The organism is Streptomyces sp. NPDC007875 (genome assembly GCF_042868035.1).
GTDB lineage: Bacteria > Actinomycetota > Actinomycetes > Streptomycetales > Streptomycetaceae > Streptomyces > Streptomyces antimycoticus.
Genome location: NZ_JBIADZ010000034.1, coordinates 24,318 through 48,212, shown reverse-complemented (window position 1 = coordinate 48,212; position 23,895 = coordinate 24,318). Strand labels below are relative to the sequence as shown.

Annotated in this window: 21 protein-coding genes; 10 read left to right on the top strand and 11 right to left on the bottom strand. The window is 69.9% G+C overall.

Annotated features, from left to right (window positions below):
- Positions 1-104 precede the first annotated feature (104 nt).
- From ccsB to hemL, 7 genes are all read right to left on the bottom strand, one after another.
- Positions 105-1,199: a c-type cytochrome biogenesis protein CcsB gene (ccsB, locus tag ACFYOY_RS42120; protein WP_351900901.1), complete on the bottom strand. Its 1,095-nt coding sequence runs from the start codon at positions 1,197-1,199 to the stop codon at positions 105-107.
- A complete protein-coding gene (locus ACFYOY_RS42115; RefSeq protein ID WP_351900903.1) occupies positions 1,196-3,073 on the bottom strand; it encodes a cytochrome c biogenesis protein ResB in 1,878 nt (625 codons plus the stop codon). Before ACFYOY_RS42115 ends, ccsB begins: the two co-directional genes overlap by 4 nt.
- A gap of 3 nt (positions 3,074-3,076) precedes the next feature.
- Complete coding sequence (locus ACFYOY_RS42110; RefSeq protein WP_388593081.1) at positions 3,077-3,841, bottom strand: cytochrome c biogenesis CcdA family protein; 765 nt, start codon at positions 3,839-3,841, stop codon at positions 3,077-3,079.
- A gap of 5 nt (positions 3,842-3,846) precedes the next feature.
- Positions 3,847-4,464, bottom strand: coding sequence for a TlpA disulfide reductase family protein (locus ACFYOY_RS42105; RefSeq protein ID WP_351900906.1), 618 nt, complete (start codon positions 4,462-4,464; stop codon positions 3,847-3,849).
- 106 nt (positions 4,465-4,570) lie between these two features.
- A complete protein-coding gene (locus ACFYOY_RS42100) occupies positions 4,571-5,755 on the bottom strand; it encodes a hypothetical protein (RefSeq protein WP_351900908.1) in 1,185 nt (394 codons plus the stop codon).
- Positions 5,756-5,978: 223 nt separating this feature from the next.
- Positions 5,979-6,665 (bottom strand): histidine phosphatase family protein, encoded by a 687-nt coding sequence (locus ACFYOY_RS42095; RefSeq protein WP_388593079.1) that lies wholly within the window; start codon positions 6,663-6,665, stop codon positions 5,979-5,981.
- 8 nt (positions 6,666-6,673) lie between these two features.
- Complete coding sequence (hemL, locus tag ACFYOY_RS42090; protein WP_351900912.1) at positions 6,674-7,990, bottom strand: glutamate-1-semialdehyde 2,1-aminomutase; 1,317 nt, start codon at positions 7,988-7,990, stop codon at positions 6,674-6,676.
- Positions 7,991-8,106: 116 nt separating this feature from the next.
- Here hemL and ACFYOY_RS42085 point away from each other — a divergent pair, with 116 nt between their 5' ends.
- Positions 8,107-8,658 carry a hypothetical protein gene (locus ACFYOY_RS42085; protein ID WP_351900914.1) on the top strand — a complete coding sequence of 184 codons (552 nt, stop codon included), beginning with the start codon at positions 8,107-8,109 and terminating at the stop codon, positions 8,656-8,658.
- Between the two features lie 119 nt (positions 8,659-8,777).
- Here ACFYOY_RS42085 and ACFYOY_RS42080 read toward each other — a convergent pair whose 3' ends face one another.
- A complete protein-coding gene (locus ACFYOY_RS42080) occupies positions 8,778-9,314 on the bottom strand; it encodes a DinB family protein (RefSeq protein WP_351900916.1) in 537 nt (178 codons plus the stop codon).
- A 105-nt stretch (positions 9,315-9,419) separates the two neighbouring features.
- On the opposite strand from ACFYOY_RS42080, the gene ACFYOY_RS42075 reads away from it, so the two are divergent.
- Positions 9,420-9,764: a YnfA family protein gene (locus ACFYOY_RS42075; RefSeq protein ID WP_351900918.1), complete on the top strand. Its 345-nt coding sequence runs from the start codon at positions 9,420-9,422 to the stop codon at positions 9,762-9,764.
- On the opposite strand, the gene ACFYOY_RS42070 is transcribed toward ACFYOY_RS42075, so the two are convergent.
- Positions 9,754-11,199, bottom strand: coding sequence for a hypothetical protein (locus tag ACFYOY_RS42070; protein ID WP_388593075.1), 1,446 nt, complete (start codon positions 11,197-11,199; stop codon positions 9,754-9,756). The genes ACFYOY_RS42075 and ACFYOY_RS42070 overlap by 11 nt on opposite strands.
- A gap of 255 nt (positions 11,200-11,454) precedes the next feature.
- Between ACFYOY_RS42070 and ACFYOY_RS42065 the strand changes: the two genes are divergently transcribed.
- From ACFYOY_RS42065 to ACFYOY_RS42050, 4 genes are all read left to right on the top strand, one after another.
- Positions 11,455-12,210 carry an SDR family NAD(P)-dependent oxidoreductase gene (locus tag ACFYOY_RS42065; RefSeq protein WP_351900922.1) on the top strand — a complete coding sequence of 252 codons (756 nt, stop codon included), beginning with the start codon at positions 11,455-11,457 and terminating at the stop codon, positions 12,208-12,210.
- A gap of 153 nt (positions 12,211-12,363) precedes the next feature.
- The gene (locus ACFYOY_RS42060; protein WP_351900924.1) at positions 12,364-12,600 is read left to right on the top strand and encodes a ferredoxin; all 237 of its coding nucleotides are present in this window, start codon (positions 12,364-12,366) and stop codon (positions 12,598-12,600) included.
- On the top strand, positions 12,590-13,978 hold the full coding sequence (locus tag ACFYOY_RS42055) for an FAD-dependent oxidoreductase (RefSeq protein ID WP_351900926.1): 1,389 nt from the start codon (positions 12,590-12,592) through the stop codon (positions 13,976-13,978). The genes ACFYOY_RS42060 and ACFYOY_RS42055 overlap by 11 nt, the downstream gene beginning before the upstream one ends.
- Positions 13,979-14,083: 105 nt before the next feature.
- The gene (locus tag ACFYOY_RS42050) at positions 14,084-15,322 is read left to right on the top strand and encodes a cytochrome P450 (protein ID WP_351900928.1); all 1,239 of its coding nucleotides are present in this window, start codon (positions 14,084-14,086) and stop codon (positions 15,320-15,322) included.
- 101 nt (positions 15,323-15,423) lie between these two features.
- On the opposite strand, the gene ACFYOY_RS42045 is transcribed toward ACFYOY_RS42050, so the two are convergent.
- Positions 15,424-16,617, bottom strand: coding sequence for an RtcB family protein (locus ACFYOY_RS42045; RefSeq protein WP_351900932.1), 1,194 nt, complete (start codon positions 16,615-16,617; stop codon positions 15,424-15,426).
- A gap of 163 nt (positions 16,618-16,780) precedes the next feature.
- On the opposite strand from ACFYOY_RS42045, the gene ACFYOY_RS42040 reads away from it, so the two are divergent.
- The 3 genes from ACFYOY_RS42040 (at position 16,781) to ACFYOY_RS42030 (ending at position 20,093) form a co-directional block, all read left to right on the top strand.
- Positions 16,781-17,704 carry a DUF3558 domain-containing protein gene (locus tag ACFYOY_RS42040; protein ID WP_351900934.1) on the top strand — a complete coding sequence of 308 codons (924 nt, stop codon included), beginning with the start codon at positions 16,781-16,783 and terminating at the stop codon, positions 17,702-17,704.
- Positions 17,705-17,839: 135 nt separating this feature from the next.
- Positions 17,840-18,541 carry a hypothetical protein gene (locus tag ACFYOY_RS42035; RefSeq protein WP_351900936.1) on the top strand — a complete coding sequence of 234 codons (702 nt, stop codon included), beginning with the start codon at positions 17,840-17,842 and terminating at the stop codon, positions 18,539-18,541.
- Positions 18,542-18,629: 88 nt separating this feature from the next.
- Entirely contained in the window at positions 18,630-20,093 is a 1,464-nt protein-coding gene (locus tag ACFYOY_RS42030) for a DUF2637 domain-containing protein (protein WP_388593069.1), read from the top strand.
- Between the two features lie 60 nt (positions 20,094-20,153).
- On the opposite strand, the gene lysS is transcribed toward ACFYOY_RS42030, so the two are convergent.
- The gene (gene lysS, locus ACFYOY_RS42025; RefSeq protein WP_351900940.1) at positions 20,154-21,905 is read right to left on the bottom strand and encodes a lysine--tRNA ligase; all 1,752 of its coding nucleotides are present in this window, start codon (positions 21,903-21,905) and stop codon (positions 20,154-20,156) included.
- A gap of 156 nt (positions 21,906-22,061) precedes the next feature.
- Here lysS and argS point away from each other — a divergent pair, with 156 nt between their 5' ends.
- Positions 22,062-23,849 carry an arginine--tRNA ligase gene (gene argS, locus ACFYOY_RS42020; protein ID WP_388593066.1) on the top strand — a complete coding sequence of 596 codons (1,788 nt, stop codon included), beginning with the start codon at positions 22,062-22,064 and terminating at the stop codon, positions 23,847-23,849.
- Positions 23,850-23,895 lie beyond the last annotated feature (46 nt).

The following is a 23,895-nucleotide window of genomic DNA, read 5'->3' as shown; positions in this document are numbered from 1 at the left end:
GGAGGGGTCGGACGGCCTGACGCGGCAGCCTGGGCTGTCCGCACGCACCACGGCCGGTGCCCGTGACCTGGGTCACGGGCACCGGCCGTTGGCGTGTTCCGGTGTCAGACCCCGGCGTAGGAGTGCTTGCCGGTGATGAAGATGTTGACGCCGTAGTAGTTGAACAGGTAGCAGCCGAAGGCGATCAGCGCGAGGTAGGCGGCCTTGCGGCCCTTCCAGCCGGCGGTGGCGCGGGCGTGCAGGTAACAGGCGTAGGCGACCCAGGTGATGAAGGACCAGACCTCCTTGGGGTCCCAGCCCCAGTAGCGGCCCCAGGCCGCCTCGGCCCAGATCGCGCCCGCGATGATCGTGAAGGTCCACAGCGGGAAGATCGTGGCGTTGATGCGGTACGCGAACTTGTCCAGCGACGCCGACGAGGGCACCCGCTCCAGAACGGACTTGGCGAACCGGCCGTACTGCTTGCCCTCCGGGTTCTCCAACTGGGCCTCGTAGCGGTCGCGGAAGAGGTACAGCAGCGTGGAGACGGCCCCGATGTAGAGCGAGGCGCCGGAGACGATCGCGCAGCTGACGTGGATCCACAGCCAGTACGAGTGCAGGGCCGGAACCAACTGGTCGCTGTCGGTGTACAAGACAGAGACGGCGAGACCGAGGTCGAGGAGGACCGTGGTGACGAGGGGCAGCCCGATCCAGCGCACATTCTTCTTCAGCGCCAGCAGCACGAGGTATGTGGCGACCGCGACCATGGCGAAGGTCGTGGAGAACTCGTACATGTTGCCCCACGGCGCCCGCTGCACCGACAGCGCGCGGAAGAGGACGCCCACGGCATGAAAGAGGAAGGCCAGTACGGTCAGGCCCACCGCGATCCGGCCGTACACATCGCCCTGTTCGGTGCCGCCCGCGGCACCCGGCCCGTCCGGCACGTCGCGGCTGCCCGCCGCGGAGCGGGTGACGATCTTCGGTCGCTCCAGCACGGCGGTGCCGCCGCTCTGCCCGCCGACCTGCACCGTCACCTTGGCGCGCTGGGCGGCCGCGGCGTCGGCGGTGATCGCGGCGGCGGTGCGGCCGACGGCGCTGCGGCTGCCGAACACCCACTCGGCGATATGCGCGAGGAAGGCGAGCGTGTAGACCGCCATCGCCGAGTAGATCAGCACGTTGCTGTAATGAGCCAGGTTCTCGTTGACTTCGGCGGCGAGGTTCACGCGCGCGCTCCTTCGGCAGGATCTGCGGGATCTGCGGTGTCGGATGCGGATTCCGAGGCGGAGTCCTTGGTGGATTCCTTGCCGGAGTCCTTGCTCGGGTCCTTGGAGGAGCCCTTACCGGCGTCCTTGGTGGCGTCCTTGGTGGAGTCCTTGCCGGGCTCCTCGGGGGAGTCCGGGCCGGGCTCCGGATCGGGTTCCGCTTCCGGGGCCGGAGGTGCGTCCGTCTGCAGGCGGACGGCCAGATCGGCGAGTTCTTCGGGGAGCTTGGCGTACTCACTGCGGCCGAGCCCCGCCATCTCGACGACGGTGGTGCCGTCGTCGCCCCTCACCGCGCGCACCCACACCCGGCGGCGCTGGATGAACAGGGAGCCGGCCAGGCCCACCAGGGCGGCGACGGCTCCGATGAGGGCGCCTTGGTCACCCGGCTTGTGCGAGATCTGGAAGCTGGCCCATTCCTTGACGCCGTCGAACGACAGCGTTCCGGCGCCGTTGGGCAGCTTCATGGTGTCGCCGACCTTGAGCGCCCGGGCGAACTTGGTCTTGCCGTCGGACTCCATGAACTGCTTCATCCGCGACTTGTCCAGCTGGTACACGCTCTGCGGAGTGCCGCCGTCGACGCCGAGGCTGCCGTGATAGGCGGTCAGGACCAGCGTCGGGTTGTCCAGCGCCGGGAAGACGGAGAACATGCCCTGGCTGCGCACCCAGGTCGGCAGGAACTGCCCCTGGAAGCCGATCTGGTCCTTCTTGCCGTCCTTGTCCCGGTAGTCCGGGACCTTGATGACCATGCTCTCGGTGAGGTTGGCCCCGTCGATCGGCAGCCCGACCACCGGGCCCTGGTGCGCCACATTGCCCTTGCCGTCCCGGATGGTGACGACCGGCGAGTAGCCGTGGTTCAGCAGGAAGACCTTGTAGCCCGAGATCTCCAGCGGCTCGTTCACCTCGATGGAGGTCTTGCGGGTGGCACCGTCCGCGCCGTCCCAGTAGGACACATCGGCGCGGAAGGTCCGCGGGGTGCGCATCTGCGGACCGCTGCGTTCATAGGTCGCGGTGAAGCGGTCCAGCTGGAAGCCGAAGGGGGCGAGATCGTCGTTGTTGAACAGCTGCCCCGACTTGATGTCGTCGTACTGGGTGACACTGTTGGAGAAGCCGCCGCCCTCGGTGATCAGGGTGCTGCCCTCGGTCTTCCACAACTGGCCGGCGGCGAAGGAGACCAGCAGCACGATCAGCGCGATATGGAAGAGCAGATTGCCCACCTCGCGCAGATAGCCCTTCTCCGCGGCCACCGCGTCACCCGAGCCATGGATGCGGAAGCGACGCCGCTTCATGATCTTCCGGGCGGCCTCGAGCACCTGCTCCGGCTCGGCCTCACTGCGCCAGGTGGTGTACGCGGGAAGCCGGGTCAGCCGGCGGGGCGCGGCCGGCGGGCGGCCGCGCAGCTGGCCGATGAACTGCCAGGTGCGCGGCACGATGCAGCCGATGAGGGAGATGAACAGCAGGAGATAGATCGCCGAGAACCACACCGAGCTGTAGACGTGGAACAGCTGCAGCTTCTCGTAAATCGGCGTGAGCGTCGGGTGCCGCTCCTGGAAGTCCTGCACCTTGAGCTGGTCGATGCTGGTCTGCGGGACCAGCGAGCCGGGGATCGTGCCGAGGGAGAGCAGAAGGAGCAGCAGCAGCGCGACCCGCATCGAGGTCAGCTGCCGCCAGAACCACCGGGCCCAGCCGAGCGGCCCCAGCGAGGGGATGTTGATCTCCTCGGCCGGGGCGGTGGACAGCTGCGACTCCGCGGCGCCGAGCTCGCGCTCCTCGGCGGTCGCGCCGCTCTCGGGCGGCGCCTCCTGGCCGGCCGCGGTGTCGGTATCGGTGGTGGACATCAGTCAGATCCCAACGTTGAAGCCCTGAGCCCAGGTCTGCATGGAGCCCATCATGGTGTCCCAGATACCTGTGAGCAGCAGCACTCCCAGGACGACGAGCATGCCGCCGCCGACTCGCATCACCCAGACGTAGTGCCGCTTGACCCAGCCGAAGGCACCCAGCGCCCGGCGGTAGGCCACGGCGACCGCCACGAAGGGCAGCCCGAGCCCCACGCAGTACGCGGCGGTGAGCAGGGCCCCGCGCCCCGCGCTCGCCTCATTGAACGCCAGGGCGTTGACGGCGGTGAGCGTCGGCCCCAGGCACGGCGTCCAGCCGACGCCGAACAGGGCGCCCAGCACCGGCGCCCCCGCGAGCCCCAGCGTGGGCTTGATGTGAAAGCGGAACTCCCGCTGCCCGAAGCCCCCCAGCACCCCCATGAAGGCCAGGCCCATCACGACCGTGATGACCCCGAGAATCTTGGAGATGGTCTCCTTGTGCTCCTGGAGCGTCCAGCCGAAGTTGCCGAAGAGCGCGCCCCCGGAGACGAAGACCGCGGTGAAGCCGAGCACGAAGAGCGAGGCGCCCGCGACCATCCGGCCGCGCTTGGCCTCTGCCAGATCCGTCCCCGTCACCCCGGTGACATACGACATATAGCCGGGCACCAGCGGCAGCACACAGGGGGAGAAGAAGGAGACCAGCCCGCCGAGCAGGGCGACCGGAAGCGCCAGCAGCAGCGCCCCGGTCAGGACGGTCTGGTTGGGATCGGTGGCGGCGGCCAGAGTGCTCACGGAGGTCACTTCTCCGCGATCAGCGGGGTGATCATCGAGCGCAGGCGCTCCTCGCTGAGCGGCGTCAGAGCGCGGGCCGCGATCCTGCCCTCCCGGTCCAGGACGATCGTCGAGGGGATGGCCTGCGGATTGAGACTGCCCTTGGGGAAGCGCAGCATGAGCTTCCCGATCGGGTCGTACAGGCTCGGGTAGTCGACGCCGTATTCCTTCTCGAACCTGAGAGCGGGGGCGCGGTTGGAGTCACGGGTGTTGATCCCGACGAACTGCACGCCCTTGGCCTTGGTGTCCTTGGCGACCTTGGCGAGGTTCGCCGCCTCCGCCCGGCAGGGGGCGCACCACGAGCCCCAGACGTTCAGGACCACGATCTTGCCCTTGTAGTCCGCCACGTCCAGCGGCTTGTCCTCCAGGGTCTTCCCCGAGAGCTGGGGGGCGTCCTTACGGTTCTCCTCGGAGACCGTGTCCACGCCGCCCTTGCCCTGGACGAACTTGGTGTCGGCGGAGCCGCCCGAGGCGCCGCCCCCGCTGCAGGCGGTCAGGGACAGCGCGGCGATCACGGCCCCGATGGCCGGCACGGTTGCGCCACGACGGGTCGCGAGGCCCCGAAGGGCACGGCAGGCACTCATGTGAAAAGTTTCGCATGGCCCTTTTGGGGATCTTCGCCACCCCCCTCCGGGCACCCCCGCCCGGGGCCCAGAGGGCCTCCGCGGACCTTGCGGCCCGCCGACGCGGTCAGTGACCGCTCGCGCTCCACGCCTGGCCCACGCCGAGCCCGCGCAGATCGGCCAGGACCGCGGGGTCCTGTGCGTCCATCCAGTCGGTGAACTGCTTGAAGGAGACCAACCGGACGTCCTTCCGCTTCTCGTCGGCCATATGCTTCAGCGCCTCTTCGACGGCGTCCATGTAGATACCACCGTTCCACTGCTCGAAGTGGTTGCCGATGAAAAGCGGGGCGCGGTTGGTCTCATAGGCCCGCTTGAAGCCGGCTATGTACGCCTCGGTGGCCTGCTTGCGCCAGCCCGGGTAGTTCGCGGGCGGGGCATTGGTGGAATTCTGCGACTGGTTCGCCAGGATGTTGTAGTCCATGGAGAGCACCTCGAAGGTGTGCCCCGGAAAGGGAATCTGCTGCAGCGGGAAGTCCCACACCCCCTGCTTCTTCGACGGCCATACCTGGAGTCCGCCGGGCGAACTGGCGTCATAGCGCCAGCCGAGTTCCCGGGCGGTCGGCAGCAAATTGGTCTGGCCCTTCAGACAGGGCGTGCGGCCGCCGATGAGTTCCTTGTGGTAGTCGAACGGCAGCGGTTCCACATCGGTGAAGCGCGTATTCGTCCGCCACTCCGTGACGAAGGACATGGCCTGGTCGATCTCGGACTTCCACTGCGCGGACGTCCAGTTCTCCACCGACCCGCTTCCGGAGCAGAAGTGGCCATTGAAGTGAGTGCCGATCTCATGGCCCTCGAGCCACGCCTCGCGCACGTTGCGCAGCGTCTCCTTGATGTGCTCATCGGTGAGATAGCCGATGTCGGAGGCGCCCACCGGGTTGTTCGGCGGCCGGTACAGCGACTTCTTCGACTCCGGAAGGCAGTAGATACCGGAGAGGAAGAAGGTCATGGTCGCGCCATGGTCCTTGGCGAGCTTGCGGAACCGCGGGAAGAGACCGTTGCCGACCTCTCCCGCGCCGTCCCATGAGAAGACCACGAACTGCGGCGGCTTCTGCCCCGGTGCCAGCCGCTCGGGCTTCGGGTCCGCCGGCCGCTGCTCACCCTTCGAAGTGGAGCCGTCACCGATCGGCTTCGCCTGAGTGGTCTTCTTCGCAGGCTTCGGCGTCCCGGATCCCGAGGAACAGCCGGCGACGGCCAGTGATGCCGCCGCTCCCACACCCAGACCGAGGATCCCCCTCCGGCTGACCTCACGCATAACGTCCTCTATTCGCACTCGCCGTTCCGATTGCCCGGGGTGTCCGGACAACCCTGGAGATGGCGAAGCGAATAGCGAGGTTCCGAAGGAACGCGGTCAATTACACAGCGGACACAATGTCTCCATTCGGGAACGCGCCCCGTGACGCACCGGCCATCCCACGGCCATGCGCCGGTCACCACGCACCGCGGCCCGCGCCGCTCAGGCGCCGTAGCCCTGCCGCTCAGGCGCCGAAGCCCTTGGAGGCCCCCTTCACCGGCTTGGCGCCCGCGCGCAGATGGGCCGGGACAAGATCACGGGCCGGTTCGCTGTAGCCCACCGCGACGATCCTGTCGCCGCGGTAGGTGAAGCTGGTGAGGCTGGCCAAGGTGCACTGCCGCTTGCGCGGGTCGTGCCACAGCCGCCGCCGCTCCACGAAGCTGCGCACGATCCAGATGGGCAGCTGATGGCTGACGCACACCGCCTCGTGCCCGCGCGCGGCGTCCCGCGCCCGGCCCAGCGCCGCCATCATCCGCACCACCTGGTCGACATAGGGCTCGCCCCAGGACGGGCGGAACGGGTTGGTGAGATGGCGCCAGTTGGCCGGTTTGCGCAGCGCGCCGTCGCCGACACCGAAGGTCTTGCCCTGAAAGACGTTCGCCGCCTCGATCAGCCGCTCGTCCACGGCCACGTCCAGGCCGTGCGCCTTGGCGATCGGCCCCGCCGTCTCCTGCGCCCGCTCCAACGGGGAGGCGACGACATGGGTGATGTCACGGTCGGCGAGGTGCTCGGCGACCCGGTCGGCCATCTGCCGCCCCAGGTCCGAGAGGTGGTAGCCGGGCAGCCTGCCGTAGAGCACGCCCTCCGGGTTGTGCACCTCGCCGTGGCGCATCACATGGACGACGGTGATGTCGTTCTCGCTCTGTGTCATGTCACCCATCATTCAGTGGCCTCGGCGGCGGCCCGCGCCGCCCCCGGCAGAGCCGCTGCCACCCGCTCCAGCGCCCGCTCGTCATGCGCCGTGGAGACGAACCACGACTCGAAGGCGGACGGCGGGAGATAGACGCCCTGGGACAGCATCGAATGGAAGAAGGCGGTGAAGCGGAACGACTCCTGCGCCTTGGCCTGCTCGTAGTTGGTGACCTCGTCGCCGGTGAAGAAGACCGAGAACATGTTGCCCGCGACCTGCACCCGGTGGGCCACGCCCGCCTTGGAGAGCGCCTCCGTCGCCATCGCCCGCAGCCGCTCGGAGGCCGCGTCGACCTGTCCGTACGCCGCGTCGTCCAGCAGCCGCAGCTGCGCGACGCCCGCGGCCGTGGCGATCGGGTTCCCGGACAGCGTGCCCGCCTGGTAGACCGGGCCGGCCGGGGCGAGGCGCTCCATGACCTCGGCGCGCCCGCCGAAGGCCGCCGCCGGGAAGCCGCCGCCCATGACCTTGCCGAAGGTCATCAGGTCCGGCTCCACGCCGTCCAGCCCGAACCACCCGGCCCGGGAGACCCGGAAGCCGGTCATGACCTCGTCGGAGATGTAGAGCGCGCCATGGTCGGCGCAGAGCTGCTTGAGGCCCGCGTTGAACCCGGGCAGCGGCGGGACCACGCCCATGTTGCCCGGCGACGCCTCGGTGATCACACAGGCGATCTCCCCGGGGTGCGCGGCAAAGGCCGCCCGGACCGCCTCCAGGTCGTTGTACGGCAGCACCACGGTCTCCCCCGCCTGCGCTCCCGTCACCCCCGGAGTGTCCGGCAGCCCGAAGGTCGCCACTCCGGACCCGGCCGCGGCCAGCAGGGCGTCCACATGCCCGTGATAGCAACCGGCGAACTTGATCACCTTCGACCGCCCGGTGAACCCGCGGGCCAGGCGGATCGCCGACATCGTCGCCTCGGTGCCGGACGACACCAGGCGCACCTGCTCGACGGGGGCGACCCGCGCCACGATCTCCTCGGCGAGCTCGACCTCACCCTCACCGGGCGTGCCGAACGACGTACCGCGAGCGACGGCGGCCTGCACGGCCGCGATGACCTCGGGGTGGGAATGGCCGAGGATCATCGGTCCCCACGAGCACACGAGGTCCACATACTCGCGTCCGTCGGCATCGGTGAGGTACGGACCGTCACCGGACACCATGAACCGGGGCGTTCCCCCCACGGCGCGGAACGCCCGCACCGGAGAGTTCACGCCGCCGGGGGTCACGGCGGCCGCGCGATCGAAAAGCGTCTGCGAAACTGGGGCTGCGTACGGATAGCTCACGCAAGCCATGTTGTCAGAGCCGGACAGACTCCCGCGGCCGGGCGTTTCACAGCCCGAGCGTGGGGGAGGTTGCTGTAACAGAGATCGGGTTGCGCGGTAGTGGCCGCGAGTGGTCGGGTGGAGATATGCATCGCGGTGGCGAACTGGGTGAAGGGACTGACGACCGAGGCGGCCCCGAGCGTGCCCGGTCCGGTCGCCATCGGCGGGACGAGGCGGGCAGGGCAGGCAGAAGCGGGGGCCGCATGGGGGTGACCTACAAGTACTTCGGTGCGCCCGATGGCGCCACCGCGGCCAGGGTCCCCATCTCCATGCGCCCCGAGGAGCTCGGCGGCGATGAGCTCGGCCAAGGCATGTTCACGAAGATCAAGCCGGAGACGGTCGCGGCGATGGTCCTCACCGGCATCGAGGGCGTCCCGCTCCACAGGGTCCCCCCGCTCGAACTGGTCGTCCTCCACCCGGACTACGCCGTCGTCAAGCTCCCGATGACCGTCGTCGACCCGCTGCGCGGCGTGGGCGAGGAGTCCGTGGGCGCCGCGGCCTTCATCTGGTCCACGGTCCCCGACCGCGGCGGCCCCCGGGACGCCTTCACGGTCTATCAACTGCTGCACGAGTGGCAGGACTTCAGCCACCGGCTGCACGAGGCGGGGCACCAGGCGTACTGCCTGGTGTGGCCGTGAGACCCGGGGTCCTGAGAGACCCGGGCCGTGAGACCCGGGGTCCTGAGACCTGGGCCGTGAAACCCGGGCCTTGAGGCCGGGCCGTGGCTCTGCGGCCGGGGGTTCTGAGGCCGGGGCCCCTACGTCGCGGACGCGGCGCGCAGCAGGCGGAGTTGGCCGATCTCGGCGGCGTTCTTCATCAGCTCGGCGTTCACCCAGGCCGCCATGTGGGCAACGGTGTGCTCGGGGTCCCGATCCCAGGGGAACGGCGCGATGGCGTCCAGGTCCTCCTCGGTGAGCCGTTCCAGCACGGCCGTCCACGCCGCCCGCAGACCCCGCAGCCATTCGATGGCCGCCTTACCGTCGCCGGGCCAGAGGACGTCGGTCCGCTCCCGCGGCCTCCGTCCCTCCGCGTGGTCGATGGCCACGCTCCACCACCAGCCGATATGCCAGCTCAGCCATCCAATGGTGGGGACGGGCACGGGATCGGGCTCGGTCTCCGCCCAGTCCGGCACCCACGCCCCGTCGGCGCCCCGCCGCACCGTCCAGCAGTGGGCCACGGGCTCCCACAGGAAGTCCCCGGGCTCCAACCGCTCCAGGTGGTACTCGAAGAGCGACCAGGTCAGGTCGGACTGCCAGCGCAGTAAGGCACATCGGGATGTCGTCGACGTCGTCATCGGCCCGACCCTGGCACACGGGCGGATGCGCGCAAAGGGAATTTCGGCCGACGCCGGGGCTCAGGCGGGCCCATGGGCGGCTCGTTCAGGCTTCATGATCGAGCCGTGCCCCTCCCCCATGCTCACCGCACGTTCCATGCTCTCTTCGCCGTGGCCGCGCTCCTGGAGATCGGAGGCGTCTGGCTCGTCTGGCAGGGCGTACGTGAGCACAGGGGTTGGGCGTGGATCGGCGCAGGGATCATCTCCCTGGGCGTCTACGGGTTCGCGGCCACGCTCCAGCCGGACGCGGAGTTCGGCCGCATCCTCACGGTGTACGGCGGCGTTTTCGTCGCCGCATCGCTCGCCTGGGGCATGGTCGCCAACGGCTACCGGCCCGACCGCTTCGATGTCATCGGAGCGCTGATCTGCCTGGCCGGAGTCGCTGTGATCATGTACGTGCCTAGGCGGTAACCATCGGCCGGCCGTGGCCGCCCTTGCCCTCGTGGTCGCCGTGGTCACCCTGCTTGCCGTGGTCACCGTGGTGGTCGTCCTGCTCCTGCTCCTGCTCCGTACCGAGGACGCAGCCGGTTTCCGGGTCGATGAAGACGGTCGTGAGGGTGTGGTCGCACTCGACCTCCACGACCCACACCTTCTTGCCCTCCTTCTTGGCCTCCTTCTGGTGCGGGTCCTTGTGCTCGTCCTTGCGCTGCTTGTCCTTGCGCTGACCGTCGTGGTGCTGCGGGTCCTTGCGCTCGTCCTTGCGCTCGTCCTTGCGCTCGTCCTGGTGGTTGCCCTTGTGGTTGCCCTTGTGGTGCGGGTCGTCCTCGGGGCAGTCCACCAGCTCGGCGGTGACGGCCTGGCCGCCGACCTCGCACTCGGCGATCTCGATCGCCTCAGCGATCGTCACCGGGTCGCTCTTCTTCGCGTCCTGGTGCTCCTTGTTCTGCTTGTTCTGCTTGTTCTGCTTGTTCTCCTGGCCGTGGCGAGCCTGGTCGTCCTCGTGGGCGGGAACGGTGACGGGTCGGACGGCGCCGCGGTCCTGGGCCTCCTCAGCGGGCTGGGCGGCCTGCTCGGGCTGGGCGGCCTCCTGCGGCTGGACGGCCTGCTCGGGCTGGGCCGCCTGCTGCGGCTGTGCGGCCTGCTCGGGCTGGGCCGCCTGCTGCGGCTGTGCGGCCTGGGCGGCCTCCTGCGGCTGGGCGACCTGCTCCGGCTGAGCCGCCTGCTGCGGCTGTGCGGCCTGCTCGGGGCGTGCCACGCTGCGGCCCTGGGGGCCGTGCCAGAACTTCCCGACGGGGAAGTAACGGCTCACGTCCGGACGCCCGTGGTCGTCTTGCTGGCCGTTGTCCTCGTGGCCGCCGTTGTTCTCCTTGCCGCCGTTGTCCTCGTGGCCGCCGTTGTTCTCCTTGCCGCCGTTGTCCTCGTGGCCGCCGTTGTCCTCGTGGCCGCCGTTGTTCTCCTTGCCGCCGTTGTCCTCGTGGCGCCCATTGTCGTCACGACGGCTGTTCATGTTCGCGTCGTACCGGCCGCTGTCCTCGCGCTGGCCACTCTCCTCGTGCCGCCCGCCCTCGTCGTGACGGCTGCCCTCCTCGTGACGGCTGCCCTCCTCGTGACGGCTGCCCTCCTCGTGACGGCTGCCCTCGTCGTGACGGCTGCCCTCGTCGTGACGGACGTGGTCACCGTGGTCACCGTGGTGGCCGTTCGGGTCCTGATGACCGTTCTTGTCGTGGCGGCCATTCGGGTCCTGGTGACCGTTCTCGTGGTGCCCCTTACTGTCCCCGTTCGCCCGGTCCTGGTGGCACTTGTTGCTCGGCGACGAGTGCGGCTCGGGGGTGCTGCCCGCGGCCCATGCGGTTCCCGGAGCACCGGTGACCAGGGCCGCAGCCGCGATGGCACCCGCTGAGGCCACGCCCCAGCGCCGGAAAGAACGACGAGACCGCTGAAGGAATCTGTTTTGCTGCGTCATTACCTGAATTCACTCCTTGGGCATGGGTGCTCCATTACCGGCGCCGCGCCGGACGCACTGCACCCTTCCCCGAGCCCAGGGCCCGCTAGCGGATTCCGATCTTCAGTCCCCCGGTTGGAGGTAAATCAGGCCGTCATATCCTGCGTATGGATCACGCGCAGGCACCACCGTTTGCGCCACGTCGCCACAGGAGGGCCGATGACCACCCGTACCGCAGTCATCACCGGCGCGAGCAGCGGGATCGGTGCCGCGACCGCGCGTCGTCTGGCCGCCGCCGGATTCCGCGTCGTCCTCGCCGCCCGCCGTAAGGAGCGCGTCGACGCGCTCGCCGCCGAGCTGACCGAGGCGGGGCACGAGGCCGAGGCGTATGCCCTCGACGTCACCGACCGTGCTGCCGTGGAGTCCTTCGCCGCCGCTCTGGACCGCTGCGACGTCCTGGTGAACAACGCGGGCGGCGCGATCGGCGCCGAGCCCGTCGCCACCGCCGACCCGGCCGACTGGCGGGCGATGTACGAGGTCAATGTGGTGGGGGTGCTCCAGGTGACCCAGGCGCTGCTGCCCGCCCTCACCGCCTCCGGCGACGGCACGATCGTCGTGCTGTCCTCCACGGCGGGCCATGTGGCGTACGAGGGCGGCGGCGGGTACGTGGCGGCCAAGCACGGCGCCCACGCCATCGCGGCCACCCTGCGCCTGGAGCTGTGCGGTGAGCCGGTGCGGGTGATCGAGATCGCCCCGGGCATGGTCAGGACGGACGAGTTCGCGATGAACCGCTACCGCGGCGACGAGGCCAAGGCCGCGGCCGTTTACGAGGGCGTGGCCGAGCCGCTGACCGCCGACGACGTGGCCGACACGGTCGAGTGGGCGGTGACCCGCCCCTCGCATGTGAACATCGACATGATGGTCATCCGGCCACGTGCCCAGGCCGCCCAGCACAAGGTCCACCGCGAGCGCTGAGCCCGTTTCGCGGCCGCCGAGCTGGTTCGCGAGTGCTGAGCCCGTGAACGGGCGGCCTGTAGCCGTCCGCCCGTCCGACCCGTGAATGTGCGCCGTCCCGAGGTCTCTCCGATGCTGGGAGAGACCGTCACCTCGCGGTGAAGCGGAGGCGTCATGAGAGTTGTCGTAGATCTCAACCGGTGCCAGGGCTACGCACAGTGCGCCTTCCTCGCGCCGGATGTGTTCGCGATGCACGGTGAGGAGGCGCTGCTGTACGACGGGCAGCCCGACGACACGCGGCGCCTGGACGTCCTGCGGGCGGAGGCGGCCTGTCCGGTCAAGGCCATCACCGTGGAGGGCGCGGGCGCGACGTGGGCCACGGAGGGGGCGGGTGTCTCCGATGGCGGTTGACGGTTCCCTGGAGCGGCTCAGGCGCGGGGGCCGCATCGTCGTCGTGGGTGCCTCCCTGGCGGGGCTGCGGGCCGCCGAGACGCTCCGGGAGGAGGGCTTCACCGGCACCCTCACCATGATCGGTGACGAGCCGTACGAGCCGTACGACCGGCCGCCGCTGTCCAAGCAGGTCCTGCTCGGCAGGGTGCCGGCCGACCATACGGCTCTCCCCCGGCGTCGGGCGATCGAGGCGCAATGGCGGCTGGGTGTCGCCGCGACCGGCCTGGATCCGACGGCCAAGCGGGTGGCTCTCGCCGATGGCACCTCGGTGGAGTACGACCGGCTGCTGATCGCCACCGGGGTCCGCTCCCGCCCGTGGCCGAACGAGCTGGAGGCCGGCCTGGACGGCGTCTTCGTGCTGCGGACCAGGGACGACGCCACCCGGTTGAGGCACCGGTTGAAGGCCGGGCCCAGCCGGGTGCTGGTGATCGGCGCCGGATTCACCGGCTCGGAGATCGCCTCCGTCTGCCGCGAGCGGGACCTGCCCGTCACGGTCGCCGAACGCGGCCCGACCCCCCTGTCGGGCGCCCTGGGCAGCGTGATCGGCGACGTGGCCGCCCAACTGCACCACCAGCACGGTGTCGACCTGCGCTGCGGTGTGATGGTCACCGGGCTCGAAGGCGACGGTGCGGGACGGCTGCGGCGGGCCCATTTCTCGGACGGCGGCACAGTGGACGCGGATGTGGCCGTCGTCGCCCTGGGCGCGACGCGCAACACCGAATGGCTCGCGGGATCCGGGCTGGCCGCGGGGCCGCGCGGGATCGCCTGCGACGCGGGCTGCCGGGCCTTCGACGTACGGGGCATCGTCGCCGACGATGTCTTCGTCGCGGGAGACGTCGCCCGCTCCCCACATCCGCTGTTCGGCTACCAGTTCCTGTCCCTGGAGCACTGGGGCAACGCGGTCACTCAGGCCCAGGTCGCCGCCCACAACATGATCTGTCACGGTGAGGACCGCCGCCCGCACCTGTGGACGCCGTATTTCTGGTCGGCCCAGTTCGGCGTCAACATCAAGTCCGTCGGGGTCCCGAACATGGCCGACCAGATCATCGTCAGCCAGGGCTCGCTGGGCGAACACCGCTTCACCGCGGCCTATGGCTACCAGGGCCGCGTCATCGCCGCCGTCACCTTCGACCAGGCGAAATGGCTGGAGTTCTACCAGCGGCAGATCGAACAGGCCGCGGCCTTCCCCCCGCCGTTCACCACCGTCGACCGGCGGACCGAAGGCATGCGTCCGGTGCCGGCCGGATTCCCCGACCCCTCGGTGCCCACCCACGGCCCCCAGGTCACCGTGAGCGGCCACTCCCCGACCGACCAGCGCGTCACGTTCACCCCCGCCTGACGCGGGCCCACCGCCCGAGGCAGGCACCTCCGCCTGACGCGGGCCGCCCGAGGCAGGCACCACCGCCCGACGCGGACACCATCGGCACCCGGAAGGAAAACCACCATGACGTCGGTCGCACTCCTGGGCCAGATCCTCGACCACGCCAACCGCGCCGACCCCTACCCGCTGTATGCCGAACTCCGCAGGACCCCCGTGGTGCGGGACGAATCCGGCCCCTACCTGGTCAGTACCTACTGGGAGATCCACAGCCTGCTCCACGACCCCAGGGTCAGCTCCGACATCCGCAATCTCGCCCCCGAGGCGAAGACCGGTCCCAGGACCGAGGACCCCGACCTGCCGCCGAGCTTCATCAGGCTCGACCCTCCCGACCACGACCGCCTGCGCCGGCTGATCATGCGGACGTACGGCCCTCCGCACTCCCCCCGGCGCGTCTACGGCCTGCACGGCGAGATCTCCGGAATCGTCTCCGGCCTCATCGACCGCTTCCGGGGGCGGGAGCAGATCGACCTCGTCGACGACTTCTCCTACCCCTTCCCCGTCACCGTGATCTGCCGCCTGCTCGGCGTCCCGCAGGAGGACGAGCAGCGCTTCCACGGGTGGGCCGACACCGTCGCCACCGCCATCGAGCCGCCCGTCGGCACGCCCGAGGAACAGCAGGCCCACTGGCAGGCCATCCGGGAGGCCCACCACCAGCTCGCCGACTACCTCTCGGGCCTGATCGAGCAGCGCCGCCGCGCACCCCGGGAGGACATGATCTCCGCCCTGGCCACCGACCGCGGAGCCGACGAGCGCCCGATGTCCCTGCCCGAGATGCTCAGCAACCTGACGCTGCTGCTCATCGCGGGTCACGAGACCACCGTCAACCTCATCACCAACGGAATGCTCACCCTGCTGCGCCACCCCGACACCCTCAAGCAACTGCGTGCGGACCCCGACCTGGTCATCCCGCTGGTGGAAGAGCTGCTGCGGTTCGAACCGCCCGTGCAGCTGCTGCCCGAGCGCACCACGCTCGACGACATCGAGATCGCCGGTACCACCATTCCCCAGGGCGCCTCACTGTGGCTCGTCCCGGCCTCCGGGAACCGGGACCCCCAGCGCTTCCCCGAGCCCGACCGCTTCATCCCCGACCGCCCGGACAACCAGCACTTCGGCTTCGGCACCGGCATCCACAACTGCATCGGCTCGCCCCTGGCCCGCCTCGAGGCGCAGGCCGCCCTGGCCGAACTGGTCCGCCGGCTCGACAACCCCCGCCTGATCGAGGACCCGCCGCCTTACCGCCACAACGCCGTCCTCAGAGGCCCCCGGCATCTGCCCATCGCCTTCGACGGCCTCAGCCGATAACGCGGGGCATCACCCATGGAACACCCATGGACAAGGCGGGGCCCCCGAACCGTCACCGGTCCGGGGGCCGTTGATGATGTGCGGTCGAGGGGTCCCGGGCCTCAGCCCTTCACGCACACGACCTGCTTGAGCCTGGCCACCACCTCGACCAGGTCCCGCTGCTGGTCGATGACCTTCTCGATCGGCTTGTACGCCCCCGGGATCTCGTCCACGACGCCGGAGTCCTTACGGCACTCCACGCCCCGCGTCTGCTCCTCCAGATCCCGGGTCGAGAAGCGCTTCTTCGCCGCGTTACGGCTCATCTTCCGGCCCGCTCCGTGCGAGGCCGAGTTGAACGACGCCTCGTTCCCCAGACCGCGCACGATGTACGAACCGGTGCCCATCGAGCCCGGAATGATCCCGTAGTCCCCGCTCCCGGCGCGGATGGCGCCCTTACGGGTCACGAGAAGGTCCATGTGCTCGTAGCGCTCCTCGGCGACATAGTTGTGGTGGCAACTGATCACCGGCTCGAAGACCGGGCGGGCCTTCCTGAACTCCTTGCGCACCACGTCCTGGAAGAGCGCCATCATGATCGCGCGGTTGTACTTCGCGTACTCCTGCGCCCAGAAGAGATCGTGCCGGTACGCCGCCATCTGCGGGGTGTCCGCGATGAAGACGGCCAGGTCGCGGTCGATCAGATCCTGGTTGTGCGGGAGCTTCCGGGCCTCGCCGATGTGGTACTCGGCGAGCTCCTTACCGATGTTGCGGGAGCCGGAGTGCAGCATCAGCCAGACCGCACCCTCGTCATCGAGGCAGAACTCGATGAAGTGGTTACCGGACCCGAGCGAACCCATCTGCTTGACGGCCCGCTCCTGACGGAACTTGACCGCCTCGGCCACTCCCCCGAACCGGCTCCAGAAGTCGTCCCACCCCGCCGTCGGAAACGCGTGCAGCCGCCCCGGGTCCACCGGGTCGTCGTGCATACCGCGCCCCACCGGGATCGTCTGCTCGATCCGGGACCGCAGCCGCGAGAGATCCCCCGGAAGGTCGTCGGCGGTCAGCGATGTCTTGACCGCCGACATCCCGCAGCCGATGTCCACGCCGACGGCCGCCGGGCACACCGCGCCCGCCATCGCGATCACCGAGCCGACCGTGGCACCCTTCCCATAATGCACATCCGGCATCACGGCGAGGCCCTTGATCCAGGGCAGCGTGGCGACGTTCCGCAGCTGCTGCATGGCCACGCCCTCGACCGTCGAGGGGTCGGCCCACATCCGGATCGGCACCTGAGCGCCGGCCACCTCCACATACGACATGATGTACTCATTCCCCCGTAAAAGACAGAAACCGCAAAAGCCGGACCAAGGCTCCATAGGCGACAGGTGACCGGCGGGCGCGGCAGTGCGTGCGGTAGACATTGTCTCCAGCCACCGCCCCCGGGCGGCAAGGAGTTTTCCGTCGCTCGAAGGGACACCGACAGTGCAGCCAGCGCAGCGAAGGGCGTACGGACGGCGGGCCGCCCCGGCCGGCGCCGTGCTCATCACCGTGCTCGTCGCCGCGGGGCTCGGCGGATGCACCGGCTCCGATTCGTCGTCCGGCCCGGACGACGGCGCCTCCGGCGACTCCGGGACGAACGTCTCCGCCGAGCCCGGCCGTTACCGCACCCTGCCCGAGGCATGCGGCGCGGTCAGCCGCAAGACCCTCCAGACCCTGCTGCCCGGCGCCGAGCAGGACGACAAGGTGTACGACGGCCAGGCCGCCGTGACGTATGACATAGACCGGCGGGACGGCTGCCGCTGGAAGGTGGAGACCGCGAGCGGCACGCGCTATCTCACGATCGACTTCCAGCGCGTCGTCTCGTACGACCCCTCGGTCAGCGATGACGACCGGGCGCAGGAGGCCTACGAGAAGAAGGCCGTCGCCGCCGACATCCCGGACGCCCCGAGCGCCCCCTCGACCCCCTCCTCCAGCTCGCAGAGCGAGGACGGCGCGAGCGGCGACAGCGACTCCTCCACCTCCCCCGGCACGAGCTCCGACGAGCCCGGCACGAGCGGTAAGGGCGGCACGAGCGACAAGTCCGACGAGACGGACAAAGGCGCCGATACCCCCTCCGCGGGGGGCGAGGCGAGCGGCGAAAGTGACGAAAGTGACACTGCCTCGGACGACACCGCCCCGCGCCGGCTGGACGACCTCGGCGACGGCGCCTTCCTCAACGACGAGCTGATCACCAAGGACTCGGGTATACACCGCGATATCACGCTCGTGTTCCGGTCCTCGAATGTGATTGCCACCATTGAGTACGACCAGTGGACGACCGACAAGAAGCACATTCCCAACAGCCAGGAACTGCAGGAAAGCGCCCAGGACTTGGCCGATGAGCTGACCGGTCGTCTCAACGAATAGCGGGTTCTGGCCATCCTCTGCGGGCACCCCGCTCAGACCTCGGAAATTGGGACGCCCGCGCGTCGGCCGCGTACCGTGCCGACTAATGACGCGGGCGGTACGTCCGCCCATCGACAGAGAATGAGCGAAGGACCCATGCACCGTTCAGCCCCGCGACTCGCCCGAATACTCGCCTGCGCGACCGTACCGATGGTGCTCGTCGCCGGCTGCTCCTCCGGCTCGGACGACAAGGATGAAAAGAACGCCGGTGGCTCGGCGAGACCCGGCTCGCCCAGCGCTTCACCCACCGTCGCGGCCGCGAAGTTCAGCAAGCTGCCCGATGTGTGCACCGCCCTCTCCGGGAAGACGGTCGACAAGCTCGTCCCCAAGGCGCAGAACAAGAAGGGCAAGGCCCTTCCCTCGGCCGACACCAACACCTCCGCCAGCTGCCTGTGGAGCGGCCTCGACGGCTTCAAGTACCGCTCGCTGACCGTCTCCCTCAAGCTGTTCCGCTCCGACCCGGGGCTCGGCTCCGGCGACCGGCGCGCCGGGGAGTACGCCGCCCAGCAGGCCAGCAGGGCCGCCACCGGCAAGGTGACCGACCCCAAGACCGAGAAGGTCGCGGGCATCGGCGACGAGGCGACCTCGGTCAGCGCCAAGGAGAAGAAGGACGGCGACGAGTTCCGCAACCAGACGGTGGTGACCCGCACCGCCAATGTCGTCATCACCGTCCAGTACGACGGCGCGGGCTACGAGAAGGAGAAGACCCCGGACGCGGCCGCGCTGCTCAAGGACGCCAAGTCCGCCGCCAAGGAGGCCGTCGGCGCCATCGCGAAGGACTCCCAGAGCGGCACCTGATCCCCCGACACGACCCCTTTCCGCCCATGGACCTTGACGTGTATGCGACGCTGAGGCCGCTGTTGTTGAAGACGGGGAGGGGTCGCGGGTGGCCGCGATGCAACTGACACGGATGCACCGAATACTGGCCGGGGTGGTCGTCAGCGGGGCGGTGGTGATCGCGGGGATCGGCTTCGCCGGTTCCTACGCGGCGGTGCGCGATCTCGCCCTCGACAAGGGCTTCGGCACGTTCTCCAACGTCTTTCCGATCGGCATCGACGCGGGGATCGTGGTCCTGCTCGCGCTGGATCTGCTGCTCACCTGGATCCGCATCCCCTTCCCGCTGCTGCGCCAGACGGCCTGGCTGCTGACCGCGGCCACCATCGCCTTCAACGGCGCGGCCGCCTGGCCGGACCCGATCGGCGTCGGCATGCACGCCGTGATCCCGATCCTCTTCGTCGTCTCCGTGGAGGCCGCCCGGCACGCGGTCGGCCGGATCGCCGACATCACCGCCGACCGGCACATGGAGTCGGTCCGCATCACCCGCTGGCTGCTCGCGCCGGTGCCCACCTTCCGGCTGTGGCGCCGGATGAAGCTGTGGGAGCTGCGCAGCTACGACGAGGTCATCAGGCTGGAGCAGGACCGGCTGGTCTACCAGGCCCGGCTGCGGGCCCGCTATGGGCGCGCCTGGCGCCGTAAGGCGCCCGTGGAGTCGCTGATGCCGCTGCGGCTGGCGCGGTACGGGGTGCCGCTGTCGGACACCGCCCCCGCGGGGCTCGCGGCGGCCGGGCTGGAGCCGTCCGCGGTGTCGCCGACGGCGCTTCCGCCGGGCCGGACCGACGCGGCGGACGGGGCGGGGGCCAAGAGCGCCTCCCCGGGAGCCCAGCCGGGCCCGTACGGCCCGCCCGGCGCCCTGGACGGTGCGGGCGGCACCGGCCCCGCCGACGCCCCGCAGCAGCACCCCCAGACGCCCCAGACGCAGGAGCTGCCGCTCTCGCTGCCCCTGCCGGTGTACCAGCAGCCCGCGGGGCAGGGCCACGACGGCCGCAACGCCATGCCGTTCGACCCGGCGGCCGCCACCCACCCCACGCCGGTCGAGCAACAGCCACAGCAGCCCCAGCAGCCGCAGTACGAGCAGGCCCCCCAGCCGCAGTACCAGCAGGTCCCGGGCCAGGCGGCGCAGTTCGAGCAGCAACAGCCGCAGCAGCCCCAGCTGACCGTGCCGGTCGGGCCCGGCGGCCGGGTGCGACCGCTCGGCGGTGAGGGCGTGGGCAGCCATCAGGGCGTGTACGTGCCGGAGCAGCGCGAGCCCGAGCGGTACGCGTACGAGGAGCAGCCGGGGCAGCCGGGGCAGCCGGTGAACCAGCTGCCGGACGACGTCCCGCGCGAGGAGGTCTACTACGCGACCTTCCGCCAGTTTCTCGCCGACCACAGCCGGTACCCCTCCGCGTACCAGTTCGGGCAGCGGCTGCGCGAGACGTACGGCGTGAGCGACCTCAGCAACGGCGAGCTGTCCGCGTATGTCGAGGACTTCAAGGAGCGCGTCCGCCTGGAGCGGGAAGCCATCCCGTAGAGCCGAAGGCGCCGGGCGGCAGCCGTAAGGCCGCCCGCCCGGCGCCCGGGAGCGGAGAGGTCAGGCCGCGAGCAGCTTGCGCACCCGGTCCGCCCCCACCGCCAGCAGCAGCGTGGGCAGCCTCGGGCCGGTGTCCCGCCCGACCAGCAGGGTGTAGAGCAGCGCGAAGAACGACCGCTGGGCGACCTTGAGCTCCGGCGTCGGCTTGGCGTCCGGCGACAGCCCCGCCTGGATCTTGGGCACTCCGTAGACCAGCGTGGTGAGACCGTCCAGCGACCAGTGGTCGTCCAGGCCGTCGAGCAGCAGCCGCAGCGACTCCCGCTCGGTGTCGCCCAGCACGGCCAGCCGCTCGGTGTCCGGCTCGTCCCGGACCCGGGTGCGCTGGTCGGCCGGGACCTGGGTGGTGATCCAGCGCTCGGCCTTGTCGAGCCGGGGCCGGGTCTCCTCCAGGGACTTGACCGGGTTGCCCGGGTCGAGGTCGCTGAGGATGCGCAGCGTCTGCTCGTCATGGCCGGTGGTGATGTCCACCACCGAGGCCAGCGTGCGGTACGGCAGCGGGCGCGGGGTGCTCGGCAGCTCGCCCGTGGAGGTGCGGGTCGCGCGGCCGTAGGCGGCCACGTCGGCGGGCTGGGCCGTACCTTCGGTGATCTTGCGCTCCAGCGCGTCCCACTCGTCGTAGGTCCGCTGGATCTCCTGGTCGAAGGCGATCTTGAAGGACTGGTTGGGCCGGCGGCGGGCGTACAGCCAGCGCAGCAGCGGCGCCTCCATGATCTCCAGGGCGTCGGCCGGGGTGGGCACACCGCCCTTGGAGGAGGACATCTTGGCCATGCCGCTGATGCCCACGAAGGCGTACATCGGGCCGATGGGCTGCTCCCCGCCGAAGACCTCGCGGACGATCTGGCCGCCGACCACATAGGACGAGCCCGGCGAGGAGTGGTCGACGCCAGACGGCTCGAAGACCACACCCTCGTACGCCCAGCGCATCGGCCAGTCGACCTTCCAGACCAGCTTGCCCTGGTTGTGCTCGGTGAGCAGGACGGTCTCGCCGTGGCCGCACGCGCAGGTGTAGGCCAGCTCGGTGGTCTCGTCGTCGTACGAGGTCACCGTGGTCAGATCGCGGTCGCAGACCGAGCAGTAGGGCTTGTACGGGAAGTAACCCGCGCCGCCCGCGCTGCCGTCGTCCTCGGCGGCCGCGCCCGACCCCTCGGCGGCGGCCAGCTCGGCCTCGTCGACCGGCTTCTGCTGCTGCTTGGCCGGCTTCTTGGCGCCGGCCTTCTCCTTGGTGCGGTACCGGTCCAGGACGGCGTCGATCTCCCGGCGATGGCGCATCGCGTGCAGGATCTGCTCGCGGTACGCCCCCGAGGTGTACATCTCGGTCTGGCTGATGGGGTGGAACTCGATGCCCATCTCCCGCAGCGCCTCGGCCATCGGCACCTTGAAGTGCTCCGCCCAGTTCGCATACGGCGATCCGGGCGGGGCCGGGACCGAGGTGAGCGGCTTGCCGATGTGCTCGGACCAGGACGGGTCGATCCCGGCCGGGACCTTGCGGTACCGGTCGTAGTCGTCCCAGGACAGGATGTGAACGCATTCATAGCCCCGGCGCCGGATCTCGTCGGCGACCAGGTGCGGGGTCATGACCTCGCGCAGATTGCCGAGGTGGATCGGTCCGGACGGGCTGAGGCCCGAGGCGCAGACGACAGGTTTGCCCGGGGCGCGGCGCTCCGCCTCGGCAATGACCTCGTCGGCGAATCGGGAGACCCAGTCGGTCTCGGTGCTCTGAGCCACGGTCGGCACTTCCTTCCTAGCGGTCATGGCACCGCCCATTGTCCCAGACGGAACGGACCCCTCCGGCGTTGCCCACAGGGCCTGCCGGGCGGGCCCTGGTTATCCACAGGCCGGGGAAATCGTTGGACCCGCCGTGAAATACTGGGTTGCCCATACCACCACTATCGGAATGGCACCTCATCTATGGCATCGGTCCCTTCCCTCGCCGCCACCGTCCATCAGCGCGTCGCGGACGCCCTCTCGGCTGCCTTGCCGGAGGCCGGCTCCGCGGACCCGCTGCTGCGACGAAGCGACCGGGCCGATTTCCAGGCCAACGGGATGCTGGCGCTGGCCAAGAAGCTCCAGGGAAACCCTCGTGAGCTGGCCTCCAAGGTCGTGGCGCACCTTCCGGTCGCCGCCACCTCGGCCGACCCCGATCCGGTGATCGCCGACATCGAGGTCTCCGGCCCCGGCTTCCTCAACATCACGATCGCCGACTCCGCGATCACCGCGACCCTCGCCGCCCGCGCCGCCGACGACCGCCTCGGCGTGCCGTTCGCGCAGGCGCCCGGCACCACCGTGATCGACTACGCCCAGCCCAATGTGGCCAAGGAGATGCACGTCGGCCATCTGCGCTCGGCGGTGATCGGCGACGCGGTGGTGCGGATCCTGGAGTTCGCGGGCGAGAAGGTGGTCCGCCGCCACCACATCGGCGACTGGGGCACCCAGTTCGGCATGCTCATCCAGTATCTGATCGAGCACCCGCATGAGCTGGACCACAAGGACGCCTCCTCCGGCCAGGAGGCCATGTCCAATCTGAACCGGCTGTACAAGGCCGCGCGGGCGCTCTTCGACTCCGACCCGGAGTTCAAGGAGCGGTCCCGGCGGCGGGTGGTGGATCTCCAGGCGGGCGACGAGGAGACCATCGCCCTGTGGCGGAAGTTCGTGGACGAGTCGAAGATCTACTTCTACTCGGTCTTCGACAAGCTGGACATCGAGATCCACGACCCCGATGTGGTCGGCGAGTCGGGTTACAACGACATGCTGGCCGAGACCTGCCGGCTGCTGGAGGAGTCCGGCGTCGCCGTCCGCTCCGAGGGTGCGCTGTGCGTCTTCTTCGACGACATCAAGGGCCCCGAGGGCAATCCGGTGCCGCTGATCGTCCAGAAGTCCGACGGCGGCTTCGGCTACGCGGCCACCGACCTCTCCGCGATCCGCGACCGGGTGCAGCATCTGAAGGCCGACACCCTGCTGTATGTGGTGGACGCCCGGCAGTCGCTGCACTTCAAGATGGTCTTCGAGACCGCCCGCCGGATCGGCTGGCTCAATGACCAGGTGCACGCCGTCCAGCTCGCCTTCGGCACCGTCCTGGGCAAGGACGGCAAGCCGTTCAAGACCCGCGCGGGCGAGACGGTGCGGCTGGAGGACCTGCTGGACGAGGCGACCGAGCGGGCCGCCGCCGTGGTCCGGGAGAAGAGCGAGAAGCTCGGCCTCACCGAGGAGGAGATCCTCGAGCGCGGCGCCCAGGTCGGCGTCGGCGCGGTGAAGTACGCGGATCTGTCCACCTCCGCCTCGCGTGACTACAAGTTCGACCTCGACCAGATGGTCTCGCTCAACGGCGACACCTCGGTCTATTTGCAGTACGCGTACGCCCGGATCCAGTCGATCCTGCGCCGCGCCGAGGAGGGGCAGCGGCCGCTGGCCCACCCCGAGCTGCCGCTGACCGCGGCCGAGCGGGCGCTGGGCCTGCACCTCGACCAGTTCGGGGAGACGCTGCGCGAGGTGGCCGCCGGGTTCGAGCCGCACAAGTTGGCCGGGTATCTCTACCAGCTGGCCTCGCTCTACACGACCTTCTACGACCAGTGCCCGGTCCTGAAGGCCGAGGGCGGCCCGTCCCAGGTGGAGAACCGCCTCTTCCTGTGCGACATCACGGCGCGGACGCTGCGGCAGGGCATGGCCCTGCTGGGCATCCGCACCCCCGAGCGCCTCTGAGTCGGCCGACCGTGAGGCGCCCCGCCCCGTCGAGAGGGCGCGGGGC

Coding starts and splice junctions, on each gene's coding strand:
- ACFYOY_RS42035 (WP_351900936.1), top strand. CDS start 17,840: ATGCACCGTTCAGCCCCGCGACTCGCCCGAATACTCGCCTGCGCGACC.
- ACFYOY_RS42045 (WP_351900932.1), bottom strand. CDS start 16,617: ATGTCGTATGTGGAGGTGGCCGGCGCTCAGGTGCCGATCCGGATGTGG.
- ACFYOY_RS42080 (WP_351900916.1), bottom strand. CDS start 9,314: ATGACGACGTCGACGACATCCCGATGTGCCTTACTGCGCTGGCAGTCC.
- argS (WP_388593066.1), top strand. CDS start 22,062: ATGGCATCGGTCCCTTCCCTCGCCGCCACCGTCCATCAGCGCGTCGCG.
- hemL (WP_351900912.1), bottom strand. CDS start 7,990: ATGGCTTGCGTGAGCTATCCGTACGCAGCCCCAGTTTCGCAGACGCTT.
- ACFYOY_RS42100 (WP_351900908.1), bottom strand. CDS start 5,755: ATGCGTGAGGTCAGCCGGAGGGGGATCCTCGGTCTGGGTGTGGGAGCG.
- lysS (WP_351900940.1), bottom strand. CDS start 21,905: ATGACCGCTAGGAAGGAAGTGCCGACCGTGGCTCAGAGCACCGAGACC.
- ACFYOY_RS42105 (WP_351900906.1), bottom strand. CDS start 4,464: ATGAGTGCCTGCCGTGCCCTTCGGGGCCTCGCGACCCGTCGTGGCGCA.
- ACFYOY_RS42055 (WP_351900926.1), top strand. CDS start 12,590: ATGGCGGTTGACGGTTCCCTGGAGCGGCTCAGGCGCGGGGGCCGCATC.
- ACFYOY_RS42060 (WP_351900924.1), top strand. CDS start 12,364: ATGAGAGTTGTCGTAGATCTCAACCGGTGCCAGGGCTACGCACAGTGC.
- ACFYOY_RS42115 (WP_351900903.1), bottom strand. CDS start 3,073: ATGTCCACCACCGATACCGACACCGCGGCCGGCCAGGAGGCGCCGCCC.
- ACFYOY_RS42095 (WP_388593079.1), bottom strand. CDS start 6,665: ATGACACAGAGCGAGAACGACATCACCGTCGTCCATGTGATGCGCCAC.
- ACFYOY_RS42065 (WP_351900922.1), top strand. CDS start 11,455: ATGACCACCCGTACCGCAGTCATCACCGGCGCGAGCAGCGGGATCGGT.
- ACFYOY_RS42050 (WP_351900928.1), top strand. CDS start 14,084: ATGACGTCGGTCGCACTCCTGGGCCAGATCCTCGACCACGCCAACCGC.
- ACFYOY_RS42085 (WP_351900914.1), top strand. CDS start 8,107: ATGCATCGCGGTGGCGAACTGGGTGAAGGGACTGACGACCGAGGCGGC.